The sequence below is a fragment of the Streptomyces sp. NPDC002851 genome (assembly GCF_053591935.1).
This window is the reverse complement of record NZ_JBSFUT010000030.1, coordinates 22,446-39,368: the sequence shown is the minus strand read 5'-3', so window position 1 is coordinate 39,368 and position 16,923 is coordinate 22,446. Positions and strand designations below refer to the sequence as shown.

The window sequence follows — 16,923 nt, the reverse complement described above, 5'->3', positions numbered from 1 at the left end:
CACGACGAGGCCCACGACGGAGACATGAGCACCCGCCTCAACTGGCTACGGGCCGCGGTGCTCGGCGCGAATGACGGCATCGTCTCCACCGCGTCTCCACCCAACGCGCCTCGGAGTGTTGGAGGACCGCGGCCTGAGCCCCGAGGTGGCCCGCGAGGCGGCCGAAGAACTCACCGAGAAGGACGCCCTGCGCGCCCACGCCCGCGTGGAACTCGGCATCGACCGCGACACCCTCACCAACCCCTGGCACGCGGCGGCCGCGTCCTTCTGGTCCCCGGAAAACAGCGCCAAGTGGTCGAGCGCGGAGCCGACGCGATTGGAGAAGATCCACAGGAACCAGCGGTGTACCCGCGGTAATACTTGTCGGTAACAGCCTCTAGCCGAGCCCGCCGGTGGCCCTTACGGTGCACGCATGTCCCCGAATCTGCCCGACGTGGTGCTGTGGTCCATACCCGCGTTCCTGCTGCTCACCGTCATCGAGATCGTGAGTTATCGGCTGCATCCCGACGAGGACTCCGCCGGGTACGAGACGAAGGACGCCGCCACCAGCATCACCATGGGGCTCGGCAGTCTCTTCTTCGACCTGTTGTGGAAGATCCCGATCGTGGCGATCTACACCGCGGTGTACGAACTGACGCCGCTGCGCGTGCCCGTGCTGTGGTGGACGGTGCTCCTGATGCTGCTGGCACAGGACTTCTTCTACTACTGGTCGCACCGTGGCCACCACGTGATCCGCATCCTGTGGGCCTGCCACGTGGTGCACCACTCCAGCCGCAAGTTCAACCTCACCACGGCGCTGCGGCAGCCCTGGACGACGCTCACCGTCTGGCCGTTCTATCTGCCGCTGATCGTCTGCGGTGTGCATCCGGCGGCGCTGGCGTTCTGCTCGTCGGCGAACCTCGTGTACCAGTTCTGGATCCACACAGAGCGGATCGACAAGCTGCCCCGGCCCATCGAGTTCGTGTTCAACACGCCCTCGCACCACCGGGTCCACCACGCCTCCCAGGGCAACTACCTGGACCGTAACTTCGGCGGCATCCTGATCATTTGGGACCGGCTCTTCGGGTCGTTCACACCCGAGACGGACCGTTGCGTCTTCGGGCTCACCAAGAACATCAACACGTACAACCCGCTGAAGGTGGCCACCCACGAATACGTCTCCATCGCCAAGGACCTTAAGACGGCGGAGAGTTGGCGTGAGCGGGCAGGGCGGGTGTTCCGCGGGCCCGGCTGGGCACCGGAGCGGCTGCGGGAGAATGAGGCCGCCGCCGAGAGCGCCAAGGTGACTGCCGCCGAGGGCGCCAAGGTGACCGAGGGGGCGGCGTGAGCTCCACCCGTGCCGAGCACGCGGAGGCTGAGACCGAGCAGCCGGTCGTGCGGTCGTACGGGCTGCGGCGGGCCTTGTTCGTCGCCTTCGCTGTCGCCGTGGTCGTCGATCTCGGCTCCCTGCTCCTGGACGTCGAGCTCGGGCATCGGATCGCCAAGCCCCTGCTCATGCCGCTGCTCGCCGCCTGGGTCGGCGCCCGTGGCGGGTCCCGGCTGCTGCTCGTGGCGCTGCTGTTCGGCTGCGGCGGTGATGTGCTGCTGCTCTTCGACGCGGATGTGGCCTTCCTCGCCGGGATGGCCTCGTTCGCGGCCGGACACGTTTGTTATCTGGTGCTTTTCCGGGCGGTACGCGCGCGTGGTGGGGCCCTTGGACGGTCCGGCGGCGGGCTTCGTGCCGGACTGGCCGCGGGCGGCAGCCGAGTTCGCGTGGGACTCGCCGCGGGCTACGGGCTCGCCCTCGTCGGCACCGTCGCGTTGCTCTGGCCCGACCTGCCGGCCGATCTGCGCATCCCGGTCGCCGGGTACAGCCTGCTCCTGACCGCCATGGCGTTCCGCGCCACCAGCCTCGGCTGGTACGCGGGGGTCGGCGGCGCGCTGTTCCTGCTCTCGGACACCCTGATCGCCACGGGTGTGGCCGAGTGGCCGCAGCTGCCCCGGCCCGACTTCTGGATCATGCTGACGTACGTCACCGCGCAGGCGCTGCTTGCGTACGGCGTTATGAAGGCGATGGGCGACGACGAGCCGACACGGGGCCGACGGGGCTAGCGAGGACCTAGCCCCAGAGCGGTCGGTTCCACCAGATCGGGGCCGGTACGGCCGTCAGGAGTGCTGATACCGCCACGACCACGCCCAGGACGATCACTTCGACGCGGGCCGGGACCACGGCCGTGTAAGCGTCGGCGGAGCGGCACAGGCGGCGTCGCGCGGCGAACGCCAGGCCCGCGACGGTCGCGACGAGCAGTAGCTTGGCGCAGAGGACGCGGCCGTACGCGGTGGTGATCAGGGAGTCGAGCGGGACCTTCCGCAGCGTCGAGCAGATGCCCGTCGTCGTGATCCCGGCGAACAGCACCGCCGCCACGCGCGCGTACAGCCCGAGCAGCGCGGCGCCCGCCTCGGGACGCGACCGGCGCCAGGCCCGCATCGTGCGCAGGACCTGGAGCAGGCCGCCCGCCCAGAGCGCGGCGCACGTCAGATGGACCAGGGTGAGCGCGCTGCCGATCAGCGGCGCGTTCTCCGGTCCGGCCTCCGGGTGGGCGCGCAGCGCCTCCGCCACCACCACGGCGGCGAGTGGCAGCACGGCCGTGCCGGGGCGGCGCGAGCGGGCACAGAACCCGGCCGCGGCAAAGGCGTTGACCTCCAGGAGCGCGAGCCGCCCGTCCGTCGTCCCGTACAGCTGCCCGGGCTGGAGCTCGGCGAGCCGGTCGGGCGGCAGATTGCCGTTGGCCACGATCAGGGCGAGCCCGATGGCGGCGAGCGCCCCGACCGCGGCGGCGTACAGCGCCCAGCTCCGGGCCGTCTCGCCGGGCGGCTGCCCGGGCACCAGGCGGGCCAGCCGGACGGCGGCCGACTCGCCGACGAGGACGCAGAGCGCGGCGAACATCAGCATCCGCAGAAACGTCACGAGCCCGGCGGCGGGCGCCGCGGCCTCCCCGGTGCCGCGCAGCGCCAGCGGCGGGCCGAGCAGCGGCACGAGCGCGGCCGCCATGACCAGGACGAGCAGAGCGGCGCTCCGCCGGACCGTGACCCGTCGAGCGGCCTCGGCCACGGCGCCCCGGGCGCCGTCGGCGCTTTCCGCGGGTTCCGCGGGTTCCGCGGGTTCCGCGGGTTCCGCGGGTTCCGCGGGTTCCGCGGGCTCGGCGGGTTCGGTGGGCGCGGCCTGGCGCCGGGTGTCGTCCGAGGGGACGACAACGGAGGGACGCGGCGTGCTCATTGACTGATCGTTACCGGAGGCCAGGGCTCCGGCAAGCCTCGGCCGTCCACTGGGGCGAGATACGGACACGCCCCCCGCCCGGCGGTCGGCTCAGGGGCGCGGGCCTAGGGCCACTCGGCGTGGTCCGCGCCCCAGTGGCCCGGTGGCCGTACCCAGTCCGTGGGCCCGCCGTCATAGCCGACCGGGGAACGCGCGTACCGCAGGTGTCCCAGCGTGCTGTCGGTCTCGAGCAGGTACTCCTCCGGGTCGTACGCCGGACCCGCACCCGGACCCGCACCCGCACCCGCACCTGCACCTGCACCAGGGTCCGCACCCGGATCCGCACTCTGCCCCTGCCCTTGACCCTGACCCGCCGTCCCGATCCCCGCCCCCGGCCCCGGCCCCCTCGCACCGAGTTCCTGGAGCCAGTGCGCGGTCTGCGCCAGGGCGAACCGTACGTACCGCGTACCGCCGTCTGTCTGCTGCTCGGTGAGCGCGCGCAGCACCGCCGCCGCGAGGAGGTACCCCGTGCCGTGATCCAGAGCCTGCGCGGGCAGCGCCCCCGGCGTGGCCGTCCCGGTCGTCCCGCCCGTGAGGACGCCCTCGTCCGACTCCGCCGCCGCGATCCCCGAGGCCACCTGCACCAGGCTGTCGAAGCCGCGTCGCCCCGCCCAGGGCCCGTAGTCGCCCCACGCCGAGATCCCCGCCACGACGAGCCCCGGCCTGCGCGCGGCGAGCGCCTCGGGGGAGAGGCCGAAGCGGTCGAGGGCGCCCGGGCGGTAGCCGGTGACCACCACGTCGGCCTCGGCGAGCAGGCCGTCGAAGGTGCCGCGGTCCGTGGCGCGGGCCAGGTCGAGCAGCGTGGAGCGCTTCCCGAAGCCGGTGTCGGCGTGCTGGTCCAGGAGTTCGGGGTGCCGGGGCGCGTCCACGCGCAGCACATCGGCGCCCAGGAGCGCGAGCGTACGGGTCGCGACCGGGCCCGAAATGACCCGCGTGAGGTCGAGCACCCGCAGCCGCCTGCCAGGACCGGAAGGACCTCCAAGACCGCCGGAACCGCCAAGACCGCCGGAACCGCCGGAACCGCCAATACCGCCAGGACGCCCGGGCTCACCGGCCCCGCCACACGCGCGTGCCGATGCCCGAGCCGTCGGAGCCGTCGGAGCCGTCGGAGCCGTCGGAGCCGTCGGAGTCGTCACCGGTGCCGCTTCTTCGAGCTGCTCCACCGTCAGAAGCGGGTGCCGCGCGACCTCCGCGCCCTGCGGATGCGCGGCCCACTCCGCACGTGTACGGAGGGCCACGGCAAGCCCTCCGGCCGCGTACACGCTCTCCTCCACCTCGAGCGCGGAGCGGCCCGCGAGCTCGGCCCCGACCCGCTCCTCCGGCACGTCGAGCGCGGTGAGGAGCGCCGCCTTGTGGTGCGGATAGTTGGCGTGGGTGCGCACCCAGCCGTCGGCGGTGCGCCAGAAGCGGGACAGGGGCGCGAAGGTGGTGGGCGCGCGCCCGTCGATCCGCAGATGCCGCTCACTGGTGAAGGCCGTCGCCACAGCCCCGTCGTCCACCCGCACCTGCGGTACGCGACCGCCTTCCGCGGCGTACTCGGCGGCCGCCAGGGAACATGCCGCCACACACGCGCGTGCGAGGTCCCGCACCGGCAGCCGCGCGGGCAGCACCCCGGGCACCTCATGCCACGCGAGACGCGAAAGCAGCCCGGGATCGCCACCGAGCGCCGTCCACACCTGCGCCACAGCCGAAGCCGAATGACCTTGGTCCATAAGCCCATTGGAGCAGATGGGTCCGACATCCCACCATGGGAACCGACTCTCCACCATGACCACATGAGTACGGGACCATGACCACATAAGTACGGGCCGCCCGGAAACCGGACGGCCCGTACTCGACCGCAAGAGGCGTCGCCGATGTGGCCGTCGCTACCGTAGGTGCCGCTACTTACGGACCGCGTCCAGCGCGTCCACGATGCCGGTCCCATAGAAGCCGTTGACGCGGTCGCCGCCCTCACAGACGGCATCCACGTCCCCGTCGCCGTCCGGGTCGTACGGCTCGGTCGGGCAGCCCGGGTTGTCCGCCTGGGCCTTGAGCATGTGCCGCAGCTGGGCCGGACCGGCCTTCGGGTGGGTGGACTTCAGGAGCGCCGCGACCCCGGACGCGTGCGGCGAAGCCATCGAGGTGCCCTGAAGATAGGCGTACTCGTTGTTCGGCATCGTCGACAGAATGCGCCCGTTCTTCGACGGGGTGTCCGGGATCTGGTACTTGTCGCCGCCCGGCGCCGCGATATCGATCCAGCCCGCGCCGTACGTCGAGTAGTACGACTTGAGGTCCTTCACGCCCGTCGCGCTGACGGTGACGACGCCCGGCAGCTGCGTCGGAAGGTCGAAGCATTCGCTCGGGTCGATGGTGCGCTCGACCGGAGTGGTGTCGTCCGGGCTGGAGTCGTCCACGAGTTCGTCCGCGGCCAGGTCGTGGTTGGAGTTGCCCGCCGAGGCGAGGTTCAGGGTGCCCTTGCGCTGGGCGTACAGCTGGGCCCGGTTCACGGCGTCGACGATGGCCCTCTGGTCCGGGTCGTCGACGCAGTTGTACAGCCACGGGTCCACGTAGTAGCTGTTGTTGGTGATCTCGATGCCCTTGTCCGCGGCGAACACAAAGGCGCAGACCACGCTCTCCGGGTAGAAGAGCTGGGTGTCCGGCTCGGACACCTTGATCCCCGCGACTTTGACGCCGGGCGCCACGCCCGCGACGCCGACGCCATTGCGCGCGGCGGCGATCTCACCGGCCACATGGGTCCCGTGGTACGACTCCGGCGTGTACGGCCGCCAGGCGCCCGGCGAGGTGTCCGGCTTGCCGCCGACGCAGTTCGCGGACTGTGAGGCGGAGAAGTTGGGCGCGAGGTCCGGGTGGGTGTCGTCGACGCCGGTGTCGATCACGCCGACCGTCACCTTGTCGCTGCCCGGGTTGATCTCGGCGGCCTTGTCGGCGCCGATCGCGCGCAGGTCCCACTGCTCGGCCTCGAGCGGCTCGGCGTCCTGGGCCGTCGACTGCGTCTGCTTCTGTGTCTGCTTCGCACCGGCCGCGGGCGCTTCTATGTACTGCGGGGCACCCTCCTCGGTGGTGCCCGCCGCCTTCAGCGGGGCGGTACGGGTGGCACCGGCGCTCTGCACGCCGCGCACCCCGCGTATCTCCTTGCCGAAGTCGGGATTGGCCGAGCGGACGACGATCACGCCTATTCGCTTGTAGGCGATGACGACCTTGCCGTCGGCCTTGGCTATCGCCTTCCGTACGGACTCGACGGTGTCGTGGTCCGGACGGACGTTCACGACGTACGCCAACTCCGGTGCGTCGGCGGCCGCGTGGGCCTGCGCCGGGTCGGGCGCGGCCGACGCGGCACCCGGCAGCAGACCGAGCGACGCCGTCGACAGGGCGAGCGCCAGGCCGACCGGCGCGGCCAACCGGCGCCGGCGTCTGGGGCGCAGATGAGTCATGGGGTCTCCACTTCATCCGTGAACCAAAAAGAGCCCGAACACGGGACGTGCTCGGGCCGAACAAGCCGCGCGGAACGAGTAGTTCGGGCCTCGCGGCTGCGCCGAACCTAGCGCCGAAGATCCGCGGCGGGCAATGGCTCTCAAGGGCCGTTCACAGGACTCAGGAAGCAGATAGTTGCGACATTGAAATAGTTGCGGCATTGAACCGGAACGCGCAGGCCGTCCCGCGGTTAACAGGGCGAGAAGCCACCATCAACCCCCTGTTGGATCACGCGCCGGAGACTTAATATCACCATCCGACCCGCGCGTGATCCTCGTCACTGCGAGGTCGATATGTCCCAAGTGCCCCACACCACATCGTCTGTGTCACTAGGAGATTCCGTGTCCACCGACGCACCGCCACCCGCGGAGGGTGGTACCGCAGGCAGTCCCACCATGCCCTCGGCGGAGGCCTTCCTCGAGGTGCAGAAGGGCGCGGAATTCGGTGAACTGCGCCGTTCTCACCGCTCCTTCGCCTTCCCCCTGACGATCGCGTTCATCGCCTGGTACCTGCTGTACGTGCTGCTGTCCAACTACGCCGGCGGGTTCATGGGCACCAAGCTCTTGGGCAACATCAACGTCGCGCTCGTCTTCGGCATCCTGCAGTTCGTCACCACATTCCTCATCGCCTGGCTGTACTCGCGCCACGCCGCGGCCAAGCTCGACCCGAAGGCCGAGGCGATCAAGTCCCGTATGGAGGCCGAGGCATGAGCCCGCACGCCCTGTTGGCGGTGTCCGACGTCCCCCTGGCGGCGGGCGCCGACGTCACCGAACACCGGCCGCTGATCATCTCGTTGTTCGCGGCCTTCGTCATCGCGACCCTCTTCATCACCGTGTGGGCGGGCCGCCAGACCAAGGACGCCGCCGACTTCTACGCGGGCGGACGGCAGTTCTCCGGCTTCCAGAACGGCCTCGCCATCTCCGGCGACTACATGTCGGCCGCGTCGTTCCTCGGCATCGCGGGCATCATCGCGCTCAGCGGCTACGACGGCTTCCTGTACTCCATCGGATTCCTGGTCGCCTGGCTGGTCGCGCTGCTCCTCGTGGCCGAACCGCTGCGCAACTCCGGCCGGTTCACCATGGGCGACGTGCTCGCCTACCGGATGCGCCAGCGGCCGGTGCGTACCGCCGCGGGCACCTCCACGATCGTCGTGTCCATCTTCTATCTGCTCGCGCAGATGGCGGGCGCCGGTGCCCTGGTGGCGCTGCTGCTCGGGATCACCGGCGAGAGCGGCAAGATCCTCGTCGTCGCCCTGGTCGGCGTCCTGATGATCGTGTACGTCACCATCGGCGGCATGAAGGGCACCACCTGGGTGCAGATGGTCAAGGCGGTGCTGCTGATCGGCGGCACCATCCTGATCACCTTCCTGATCATGCTGAAGTTCAACTTCAACCTCTCCGAACTCCTGGGCGCCGCCGCCGAGAACAGCGGCAAGGGCAGCGCGTTCCTTGAGCCGGGCCTCAAGTACGGCATCGACTCGACCTCGAAGCTGGACTTCATCTCCCTCGGCATCGCCCTGGTGCTCGGCACCGCGGGCCTGCCGCACATCCTGATCCGCTTCTACACAGTGCCGACGGCCATCGCCGCGCGTAAGTCGGTGAACTGGGCGATCGGCATCATCGGCGCCTTCTACCTGATGACGATCGTCCTCGGCTTCGGCGCCGCCGCGCTGCTCTCGCAGGAGGAGATCAAGGCGTCCAACGAGGGTGGCACCACCGCGGCCCCGCTGGCCGCGTTCGAGATCGGCGGCGGCAGCGGCTCCGCGGGCGGTGCGATCCTGCTCGCGGTGATCTCGGCGGTCGCCTTCGCGACCATCCTCGCGGTGGTGGCCGGACTGACCCTGGCGTCCTCGTCGTCCTTCGCGCACGACATCTACGCCAACGTCATCCGCAGGGGGAAGGCCACCGAGAAGGAAGAGGTCAAGGCGGCCCGCTTGGCGACCGTCCTGATCGGCGCCGTCTCCATCGTCCTCGGCGCGCTCGCCCGCGACCTGAACGTGGCGTTCCTGGTCGCCCTCGCCTTCGCGGTCGCCGCCTCCGCGAACCTGCCGACGATCCTCTACAGCTTGTTCTGGAAACGGTTCACCACCCAGGGCGCGCTCTGGTCGATCTACGGCGGCCTGATCGCGTCGGTGGGCCTGGTGCTGTTCTCACCGGTGGTGTCCGGCTCGGACAGCGCGATGTTCCCGAACGTGGACTTCCACTGGTTCCCGCTGAGCAACCCCGGGATCATCTCCATCCCCGTGGGCTTCCTGCTCGGCTGGCTCGGCACCGTCCTGTCCAAGGAGGAGCCCGACACCGACAAGTTCGCCGAGCTCGAGGTCCGCTCCCTCACCGGCACGGGAGCGCACTGACCTGGGCGGGGCCCTCTCGTAGGAAGCACCGGTGACGGCCGCGTCGTTCGGATCGTAGAGATCTACGACGCGGCCGCCGCGCTCCTCGTGGGATCAGCGTCCTGTTGTTGTCAGTGCCGTCACGTAGGCTCGATCGTGAATTGACCCGGACAGGGAGGGGGCCGACGTGCTCATCGACACCTATGGCCGTGTGGCCACCGACCTGCGGGTCTCGCTGACCGACCGGTGCAATCTGCGGTGTACGTACTGCATGCCCGAAGAGGGCCTGCAATGGCTGGCCAAGCCCGATCTGCTCACGGACGACGAGATCGTCCGCCTCATCACCATCGCCGTCACCCGGCTCGGCATCACCGAGGTCCGCTTCACCGGCGGCGAGCCGCTGCTCCGCCCCGGCCTCGTCGGCATCATCGAGCGCTGCGCGGCCCTGGAGCCCCGCCCCAAGATGTCCCTGACCACCAACGGCATCGGGCTCAAGCGCACCGCCAAGGCCCTCAAGGCGGCCGGCCTCGACCGCGTCAATGTCTCCCTGGACACGCTCCGCCCGGACGTCTTCAAGACCCTCACCCGCCGCGACCGCCACCAGGACGTCCTCGACGGCATGGCCGCCGCCCGCGACGCGGGCCTGACCCCCTTGAAGGTCAACGCCGTCCTGATGCCGGGCCTCAACGACGACGAGGCCCCCGACCTCCTCGCCTGGGCCATCGAGCACGACTACGAACTGCGCTTCATCGAGCAGATGCCCCTGGACGCCCAGCACGGCTGGAAGCGCGACGGCATGATCACCGCGGGCGACATCCTGCAATCCCTGCGGACCCGCTTCACGCTCACCGAGGAGGGCCAGGAGGAGCGCGGCTCCGCCCCCGCCGAGCGCTGGATCGTGGACGGCGGCCCGCACACCGTCGGCGTGATCGCCTCGGTCACCCGCCCCTTCTGCGCCGCCTGCGACCGCACCCGCCTGACCGCCGACGGCCAGGTCCGCACCTGCCTCTTCGCGACCGAGGAGACCGACCTGCGGGCCGCGCTGCGTACGGAGGGCCCGGACGGCTCGGACGAGGAGATCGCCCGCATATGGAAGCTCGCCATGTGGGGCAAGAAGGCGGGCTCGGGCCTCGACGACCCGACGTTCCTGCAGCCGTCCCGACCGATGTCGGCGATCGGAGGCTGAGTGACCGCAGACCAGGGCGTGCCCTCCGGCTTACGCGTCCGACGCGTCGTCCCCGTGGGCTGCCTCCCACTCCTTGAGCGCCACGACGTCCTTCAGGAAGCCGCGCACCCCGAGGAACTTCGACAGGTGCTCGCGGTGCTCCTCGCAGGCAAGCCAGGTCTTGCGCCGCTCCGGCGGGTGCAGCTTCGGGTTGTTCCAGGCGAGCACCCACACCGCGTCGGCTCGGCAGCCCTTGGCGGAGCACTGCGGAGTGGCGGGGGGCTCGGAAGACAGGCCGGGAAGGTTCACGCCTCAACCCTAAACAACGCCGAACACAGCGAATTCACGGCCTGACAAAGGCGACGCCGAGCAGCCACGGGGGGAGCTGCCCGGCGTCGGTCCGTCGCTCCGACGGGGGATGCGGAGCGCGTACGCAGTATGTCACGGGCGACCCCGTGCGGTGCACCGGAACTACACGATTGATCTGAGCTTTTCTTGAGCTTTGCAGACTGATGCAGGTCAGCTCGGACGCTGCGCCCCGGCGTGCGGTTCCTGGGCGCCGGGTTCCGTCGTGGATTCCGGGTGCGTCGGCCCTGGCGGCGGGGGCAACTCCGGCCGGTCCGGCGGGACGACGAAGGTCGACGGCAGCTTCGGGGCGCTCTCCCGGCCCGCGTTGGCGATCACCACGGCGATGTAGGGGAGCAGTACGCCCAGGACCAGGGCGACGATGGCGACGTACCGCTCGACGTTCCAGAGCACGGCGGCGAGGATGACGGAGAGGGTGCGCACGGACATCGAGATGACATAGCGGCGCTGCCGGCCGCGCACATCCTCATGCAAGCCCTGACGGGCCCCGGTGATCTGGAAGACCTGGGTCTTGCTCTGCTTCCGCATCGCGTTCCACCACCCCGAGAGCTGACCCCTCCACCGGTGCACGGTGCCCGGCCCGAACGACCTCCACGTTACGCCGCGGCTGCGCAGCCTACGAGACCGGGGTCCGCCCTACCTGCGCAAAACGCCTGCGCCCGGGCACGTACGAGCGGGCCCGACATGCGCCGTAGGGCGGTTGGCCGGACACTGGCCGTAACTGCTCACCGAGCCGTCTGAGGAGGCAGCCATGGGCTGGTTGTGGGCGATCATTGTCGGATTCGTGCTGGGACTGCTCGCGAAGGCGATCCTGCCCGGCAAGCAGCACATGCCGCTCTGGATGACGACGATCCTGGGCATCATCGGTGGCGTCGTCGGCAACTCCCTCGCCGCGGGCTTCGGAATCGACGAGACGAGGGGCATCGACTGGGGACGACATGCGTTGCAGCTCGCGGCCGCCGTGGTGCTCGTGGGCCTCGGTGACATGGCCTACAAGATGGCCAAGGGCAAGGAACAGGTCACCTGAACCCCTCCCGTATGGAAGAGGGGTTCAGGGCGTACCGACCCGAAGGGGGTCCGGTTCCATCGGGAACCGGACCCCCTTCGGCCATGCCCGGGGCGGGCCGCCCGGACGGTGCCGCTCAGTCGGCGACGAGCTCGATCGCCGCGAGGTTCTTCTTGCCGCGGCGCAGCACCAGCCAGCGGCCGTGCAGCAACTGCTCGCCGGTCGCGACGGCGTCCTCGCCGGCCACCTTCACGTTGTTCACGTACGCCCCGCCCTCCTTGACCGTGCGGCGCGCGGCCGACTTGCTGGGCACCAGGCCGACCTCGGCGAAGAGGTCGACGACCGGGCCGAGCTCGGTCACGCGGGCGTGCGGCACCTCGGCGAGGGCGGCGCTCAGCGTCGCCTCGTCCAGGTCGGCGAGCTCACCCTGGCCGAACAGCGCCCGCGACGCGGCGATCACCGCGGCGCACTGGTCGGCGCCGTGCACCAGCGTCGTCAGCTCCTCGGCGAGCGCGCGCTGCGCCGCGCGGGCCTGCGGGCGCTCCTCGGTCTGCTTCTCCAGCTCCTCGAGCTCCGAGCGGGACTTGAAGCTGAGGATGCGCATGTACGTCGAGATGTCGCGGTCGTCGACGTTCAGCCAGAACTGGTAGAAGGCGTACGGCGTGGTCATCTCCGGGTCGAGCCAGACGGCGCCGCCCTCGGTCTTGCCGAACTTGGTGCCGTCCGCCTTGGTCATCAGCGGAGTGGAGAACGCGTGCACGTTGGCGTGCGGCTCCATGTGGTGGATCAGGTCGAGGCCCGCCACGAGGTTGCCCCACTGGTCGGAGCCGCCTTGCTGCATCACGCAGCCGTAGCGCCGGTACAGCTCCAGGAAGTCCATGCCCTGGAGCAGCTGGTAGCTGAACTCCGTGTAGCTGATGCCCTCTTGGGACTCCAGGCGGCGGGCGACCGAGTCCTTCGTGAGCATCTTGTTCACCCGGAAGTGCTTGCCGATGTCGCGGAGGAACTCGATGACGGTCATTCCGGCCGTCCAGTCGAGGTTGTTCACCATCACCGCGGCGTTCTCACCCTCGAAGGACAGGAACGGCTCGATCTGGGAGCGCAGCCGCTGGACCCAGGTCGCGATGGTCTCCGGGTCGTTCAGAGTGCGCTCCGCGGTCGGCCTCGGGTCGCCGATCTGGCCGGTGGCACCGCCCACCAGAGCCAGCGGGCGGTGGCCCGCCTGCTGGAGGCGGCGGACGGTGAGCACCTGCACCAGGTGACCCACGTGCAGGCTGGCCGCGGTGGGGTCGAAGCCGCAATAGAACGTGACCGGACCGTCCGCGAGCGCCTTGCGCAGTGCGTCCTCGTCAGTGGACTGGGCGAAAAGGCCGCGCCACTTCAGCTCGTCGACGATGTCCGTCACGGGTCTCATATCTCCTTGGGAAGGGTCCTGCAACTGGCTACGAGGTTATACGCCCCGACTGACAGAGCTCATATTGAAGTCCGGCACCCGCAGCGCGGGCATCGCGGCCCGCGTGAAGTAGTCGCCCCACTCGCGCGGCAGCGTGCGCTCGGTCCGCCCGGCCTCGGTGGCCCGGCCGAGCAGGTCGACCGGCGACTCGTTGAACCGGAAGTTGTTCACCTCGCCGACCACCTCGCCGTTCTCGACCAGGTACACGCCGTCCCGGGTCAGGCCGGTGAGGAGCAGCGTCGCCGGATCGACCTCGCGGATGTACCAGAGGCAGGTGAGCAGCAGTGCCGGGCCGCTGTGGCCGCTGTCGGCGACCATCTCCTGGAGGGTGCGCTCGCCGCCGCCGTCCAGGACCAGATTGTCGATCGCGGGGGCGACCGGAAGGCCGGTCAGGCCCGCGCTGTGCCGGGTGGTGATCAGCTGGGCCAGCTCGCCCTCGCGGATCCACTCCGTGGGGGAGAGGGGCAGGCCGTTGTCGAAGACCGAGGCGTCGTCGCCGGAGGCGTGCGCGAGGACGAACGGGGCCGATTCCAGGCCGGGTTCGCGCGGATCGCTGCGGAGCGTCAGGGGCAGCTCGGAGAGCTTCTCGCCGACGCGGGTGCCGCCGCCGGGGCGGCTGAACACGGTCCGGCCCTCGGCCGCGTCCCGGGCCGCCGCCGACCAGTACTGGTAGATCAGCAGGTCCGCCACGGCGGTCGGCGGCAGCAGCGTCTCGTACCGGCCCGCGGGCAGCTCGACCTTCCGCTCGGCCCAGCCGAGCCGGGTGGCGAGCTCCGCGTCGAGCTGCGCCGGGTCCACGTCCGTGAAGTCCCGGGTGGCGCGGCCCGCCCAGGCGGAGCGGGCGCGGTCGGGCGACTTGGCGTTCAGCTCCAGGGTGCCGTTGGGCTGGTCGTGCCGTAGCCGCAGCCCCGTGGACGTACCCACATAAGAAGAGACGTGTTCGTGGTTGGCGAAGCCGTACAGCTCGCGGCCGCCCGCACGCGCGCGTGCGAAGGCCTCGCCGAGCGCCGGAGCGAACCGGGCGAACACGTCGGAGGACGTCTCGGCGGGCGGCTCGGTGAAGTCGGCGGACGGTTCGGCGCCGGTCACCAGGGGCTGCGCGTCCTCGGCGGGCCCGGCCGCGCGTGCGGCCTCCTCGGCGGCCCGCACCACGCTCTCCAGCTCGTCCGCGGTGACCGCGGAGCGCGAGACGACTCCCGAGGCCGTGCCCTCCTTGCCGTCGACGGTGGCGATGACGGTGAGGGTCCGCCCGCGTGTGACGCCGTTGGTGGTCAGGGCGTTCCCGGCCCAGCGCAGGTTCGCCGTGGACTCCTCGTCGGCGATGACGACGCAGCCGTCGGCGCGGGACAGCTCCAGGGCACGCTCGACGATCTCGTGCGGCTTGCTCGTACGTACGCTCATCGCCCGGCCTCCTGAGTCGTATTGAGGATGTTGACGCCCTGGAAGAGGGCCGACGGGCAGCCGTGCGAGACCGCCGCGACCTGGCCCGGCTGAGCCTTGCCGCAGTTGAACGCGCCGCCCAGGACATACGTGTCGGGGCCGCCGACCGCTGCCATGGAGCCCCAGAAGTCGGTGGTCGTCGCCTGGTAGGCGACATCGCGCAGCTGGCCCGCGAGCCGACCGTTCTCGATCTTGAAGAACCGCTGGCCGGTGAACTGGAAGTTGTAGCGCTGCATGTCGATCGACCAGGAGCGGTCCCCGATGACATAGATGCCGCGCTCGACCCCGGAGATCATCTCGTCCGTCGACGGCCCGTCCGGTGCGGGTTGCAGCGACACATTGGCCATCCGCTGCACCGGCACATGCGACGGGGAGTCGGCGTAGGCGCAGCCGTTGGACCGCTCGAAGCCGGTGAGCTTCGCGATCCGCCGGTCCAGCTGGTAGCCGACCAGGGTGCCGTCCTTGACCAGGTCCCAGGACTGCCCGGCCACGCCCTCGTCGTCGTACCCGATGGTGGCGAGCCCGTGCTCGGCGGTCCGGTCCCCGGTGACGTTCATGATCTCGGAGCCGTACTTGAGCTTGCCGAGCTGGTCGAAGGTGGCGAAGGAGGTGCCCGCGTACGCCGCCTCGTAGCCGAGGGCGCGGTCCAGTTCGGTGGCGTGGCCGATCGACTCGTGAATGGTCAGCCACAGGTTGGACGGGTCCACGACCAGGTCGTACGTGCCCGCCTCGACGCTCGGCGCGCGCATCTTCTCGGCGAGGAAGCCCGGCATCTGCGCCAGCTCCAAGTCCCAGTCCCACACCCCGCCGAGCAGGTACTCCCAGCCGCGTCCGACCGGCGGCGCGATGGTGCGCATCGAATCGAACTCGCCGGTCCTGTCGTCCACGGCGACCGCGGTCAGCTGCGGATGCAGCCGGACCCGCTGCTGCGTCGTGACGGTGCCCGCCGTGTCCGCGTAAAACTTGTTCTCGTGCACCGTGAGTAGCGTGGCGTCGACATGCGCCACCCCCTCGGCGGCGAGCAGCCGCTCGCTCCACTCGGCGAGCAACCCCGTCTTCTCTTCTGTAGACACCGAAAACGGGTCGATCTCGTACGACGAGACCCAGACCTTGTCCGCGTGCGTCGGCTCGTCCGCGAGCTCGACGCGCTCGTCCGACCCGGCCGCCGCGATCACCTGCGCGGACAGCTTGGCCATGGCCACCGCCTGCGCGGCGACCTTCGCGGCCGCGTCCATGGTGAGATCGACGCCCGAGGCGAAGCCCCAGGTGCCGCCGTGCACCACGCGCACCGCGTACCCGAGGTCCGTGGTGTCGGAGGACGCGGCGAGCCGCGCGTCGCGCAGCCGCCAGGCCGCGCTGCGCACCCGCTCCAGGCGGAAGTCGGCATGGTCGGCGCCCAGGGCGCGGGCCCGGGCGAGCGCCGCGTCGGCCAGCGCCCGCAACGGCAGCGCCGTGAAGGCTGCGTCGATGGAATGAGGCACGTGTGTCTCCTGTCGGCTGCTGTCTGCTTCCGGAAAGCGACCTGCTCCGCCGATCATGCCGCCCCCGTAGGTCCGCGGACCACGATTTTCTGTAGAGACCCGACAGTGGCGGTCCCGTGCCCCTGTCGACGGTCGATTCTTCGGACAGGGGGCGGTACCGATAGTTTGCCTAAGTACCCCCGCAGCTAGTGAAAGGGTGATCCGTTGAGCCGGTCGGTTCTCGTCACCGGAGGAAACCGGGGCATCGGCCTCGCCATCGCGCGTGCCTTCGCGGACGCGGGCGACAAGGTCGCGATCACATACCGCTCGGGTGAGCCTCCGAGAGGTTTTCTGGCCGTCCGCTGCGACATCACGGATGCCGAACAGGTGGAGCAGGCGTACAAGGAGATCGAGGAGCGGCACGGCCCCGTCGAGGTCCTCGTCGCCAACGCCGGCGTCACCAAGGACCAGCTCCTGATGCGGATGTCCGAGGAGGACTTCACCTCCGTACTGGAGACCAATCTGACCGGAACCTTCCGGGTCGTGAAGCGCGCCAACCGGGGCATGCTGCGCGCCAAGAAGGGCCGCGTCGTCCTGATCTCGTCCGTCGTCGGTCTCCTCGGTTCCGCCGGGCAGGCCAACTACGCCGCGTCGAAGGCCGGACTCGTCGGTTTCGCGCGCTCGCTCGCCCGGGAACTCGGGTCGCGGAACATCACGTTCAACGTCGTCGCGCCCGGCTTCGTGGACACCGACATGACGAAGGCGCTCACCGACGAGCAGCGCCAGGGCATCGTCGAACAGGTGCCGCTCGGCCGCTACGCGCAGCCGGAGGAGATCGCCGCGACGGTGCGGTTCCTCGCCTCCGACGACGCCTCGTACATCACTGGAGCCGTCATCCCCGTTGACGGCGGATTGGGCATGGGTCACTGAGC

15 protein-coding genes and 1 pseudogene are annotated in these 16,923 nt (G+C 70.2%); 8 read left to right on the top strand and 8 right to left on the bottom strand.

The window, feature by feature from the left end:
* Positions 1-24: 24 nt before the first annotated feature.
* The 3 genes and pseudogenes from ACWD10_RS27235 to ACWD10_RS27225 all read left to right on the top strand — a co-directional run.
* Positions 25-268: pseudogene (locus ACWD10_RS27235) on the top strand (VIT1/CCC1 transporter family protein); the annotation flags it as partial.
* 144 nt (positions 269-412) lie between these two features.
* Entirely contained in the window at positions 413-1,327 is a 915-nt protein-coding gene (locus tag ACWD10_RS27230) for a sterol desaturase family protein (RefSeq protein ID WP_451095480.1), read from the top strand.
* A 47-nt stretch (positions 1,328-1,374) separates the two neighbouring features.
* A complete protein-coding gene (locus tag ACWD10_RS27225; protein ID WP_451095605.1) occupies positions 1,375-2,091 on the top strand; it encodes a lysoplasmalogenase in 717 nt (238 codons plus the stop codon).
* Between the two features lie 7 nt (positions 2,092-2,098).
* On the opposite strand, the gene ACWD10_RS27220 is transcribed toward ACWD10_RS27225, so the two are convergent.
* The 3 genes from ACWD10_RS27220 to ACWD10_RS27210 form a co-directional block, all read right to left on the bottom strand.
* Complete coding sequence (locus ACWD10_RS27220) at positions 2,099-3,256, bottom strand: CopD family protein (RefSeq protein WP_451095478.1); 1,158 nt, start codon at positions 3,254-3,256, stop codon at positions 2,099-2,101.
* A gap of 104 nt (positions 3,257-3,360) precedes the next feature.
* A complete protein-coding gene (locus ACWD10_RS27215) occupies positions 3,361-5,007 on the bottom strand; it encodes a CoA transferase (protein WP_451095476.1) in 1,647 nt (548 codons plus the stop codon).
* A 171-nt stretch (positions 5,008-5,178) separates the two neighbouring features.
* On the bottom strand, positions 5,179-6,729 hold the full coding sequence (locus tag ACWD10_RS27210; RefSeq protein ID WP_451095474.1) for a S8 family peptidase: 1,551 nt from the start codon (positions 6,727-6,729) through the stop codon (positions 5,179-5,181).
* Between the two features lie 381 nt (positions 6,730-7,110).
* Here ACWD10_RS27210 and ACWD10_RS27205 point away from each other — a divergent pair, with 381 nt between their 5' ends.
* The 3 genes from ACWD10_RS27205 (at position 7,111) to moaA (ending at position 10,287) form a co-directional block, all read left to right on the top strand.
* The gene (locus tag ACWD10_RS27205) at positions 7,111-7,479 is read left to right on the top strand and encodes a DUF485 domain-containing protein (protein ID WP_451095472.1); all 369 of its coding nucleotides are present in this window, start codon (positions 7,111-7,113) and stop codon (positions 7,477-7,479) included.
* Entirely contained in the window at positions 7,476-9,122 is a 1,647-nt protein-coding gene (locus ACWD10_RS27200) for a solute symporter family protein (protein ID WP_451095470.1), read from the top strand. The genes ACWD10_RS27205 and ACWD10_RS27200 overlap by 4 nt, the downstream gene beginning before the upstream one ends.
* A 166-nt stretch (positions 9,123-9,288) precedes the next feature.
* Positions 9,289-10,287 (top strand): GTP 3',8-cyclase MoaA, encoded by a 999-nt coding sequence (gene moaA, locus ACWD10_RS27195; RefSeq protein WP_451095468.1) that lies wholly within the window; start codon positions 9,289-9,291, stop codon positions 10,285-10,287.
* 30 nt (positions 10,288-10,317) lie between these two features.
* Here the strand turns inward: moaA and ACWD10_RS27190 are convergent, their stop codons facing one another.
* Positions 10,318-10,575, bottom strand: coding sequence for a hypothetical protein (locus tag ACWD10_RS27190; RefSeq protein ID WP_451095466.1), 258 nt, complete (start codon positions 10,573-10,575; stop codon positions 10,318-10,320).
* Positions 10,576-10,785: 210 nt separating this feature from the next.
* On the bottom strand, positions 10,786-11,160 hold the full coding sequence (locus ACWD10_RS27185) for a DUF3099 domain-containing protein (RefSeq protein ID WP_451095464.1): 375 nt from the start codon (positions 11,158-11,160) through the stop codon (positions 10,786-10,788).
* A gap of 223 nt (positions 11,161-11,383) precedes the next feature.
* Here ACWD10_RS27185 and ACWD10_RS27180 point away from each other — a divergent pair, with 223 nt between their 5' ends.
* The gene (locus ACWD10_RS27180; protein ID WP_451095462.1) at positions 11,384-11,659 is read left to right on the top strand and encodes a GlsB/YeaQ/YmgE family stress response membrane protein; all 276 of its coding nucleotides are present in this window, start codon (positions 11,384-11,386) and stop codon (positions 11,657-11,659) included.
* A 115-nt stretch (positions 11,660-11,774) separates the two neighbouring features.
* Here the strand turns inward: ACWD10_RS27180 and tyrS are convergent, their stop codons facing one another.
* From tyrS to ACWD10_RS27165, 3 genes are read right to left on the bottom strand one after another with little or no spacing between them, the layout of a single operon-like run.
* Positions 11,775-13,043 carry a tyrosine--tRNA ligase gene (tyrS, locus tag ACWD10_RS27175; protein WP_451095460.1) on the bottom strand — a complete coding sequence of 423 codons (1,269 nt, stop codon included), beginning with the start codon at positions 13,041-13,043 and terminating at the stop codon, positions 11,775-11,777.
* A 45-nt stretch (positions 13,044-13,088) separates the two neighbouring features.
* Positions 13,089-14,492: a metallopeptidase TldD-related protein gene (locus tag ACWD10_RS27170; RefSeq protein WP_451095458.1), complete on the bottom strand. Its 1,404-nt coding sequence runs from the start codon at positions 14,490-14,492 to the stop codon at positions 13,089-13,091.
* Positions 14,489-16,012 (bottom strand): TldD/PmbA family protein, encoded by a 1,524-nt coding sequence (locus ACWD10_RS27165; protein WP_451095456.1) that lies wholly within the window; start codon positions 16,010-16,012, stop codon positions 14,489-14,491. Before ACWD10_RS27165 ends, ACWD10_RS27170 begins: the two co-directional genes overlap by 4 nt.
* 204 nt (positions 16,013-16,216) lie before the next feature.
* Here ACWD10_RS27165 and fabG point away from each other — a divergent pair, with 204 nt between their 5' ends.
* A complete protein-coding gene (gene fabG, locus ACWD10_RS27160) occupies positions 16,217-16,921 on the top strand; it encodes a 3-oxoacyl-[acyl-carrier-protein] reductase (protein ID WP_451095454.1) in 705 nt (234 codons plus the stop codon).
* Positions 16,922-16,923 lie beyond the last annotated feature (2 nt).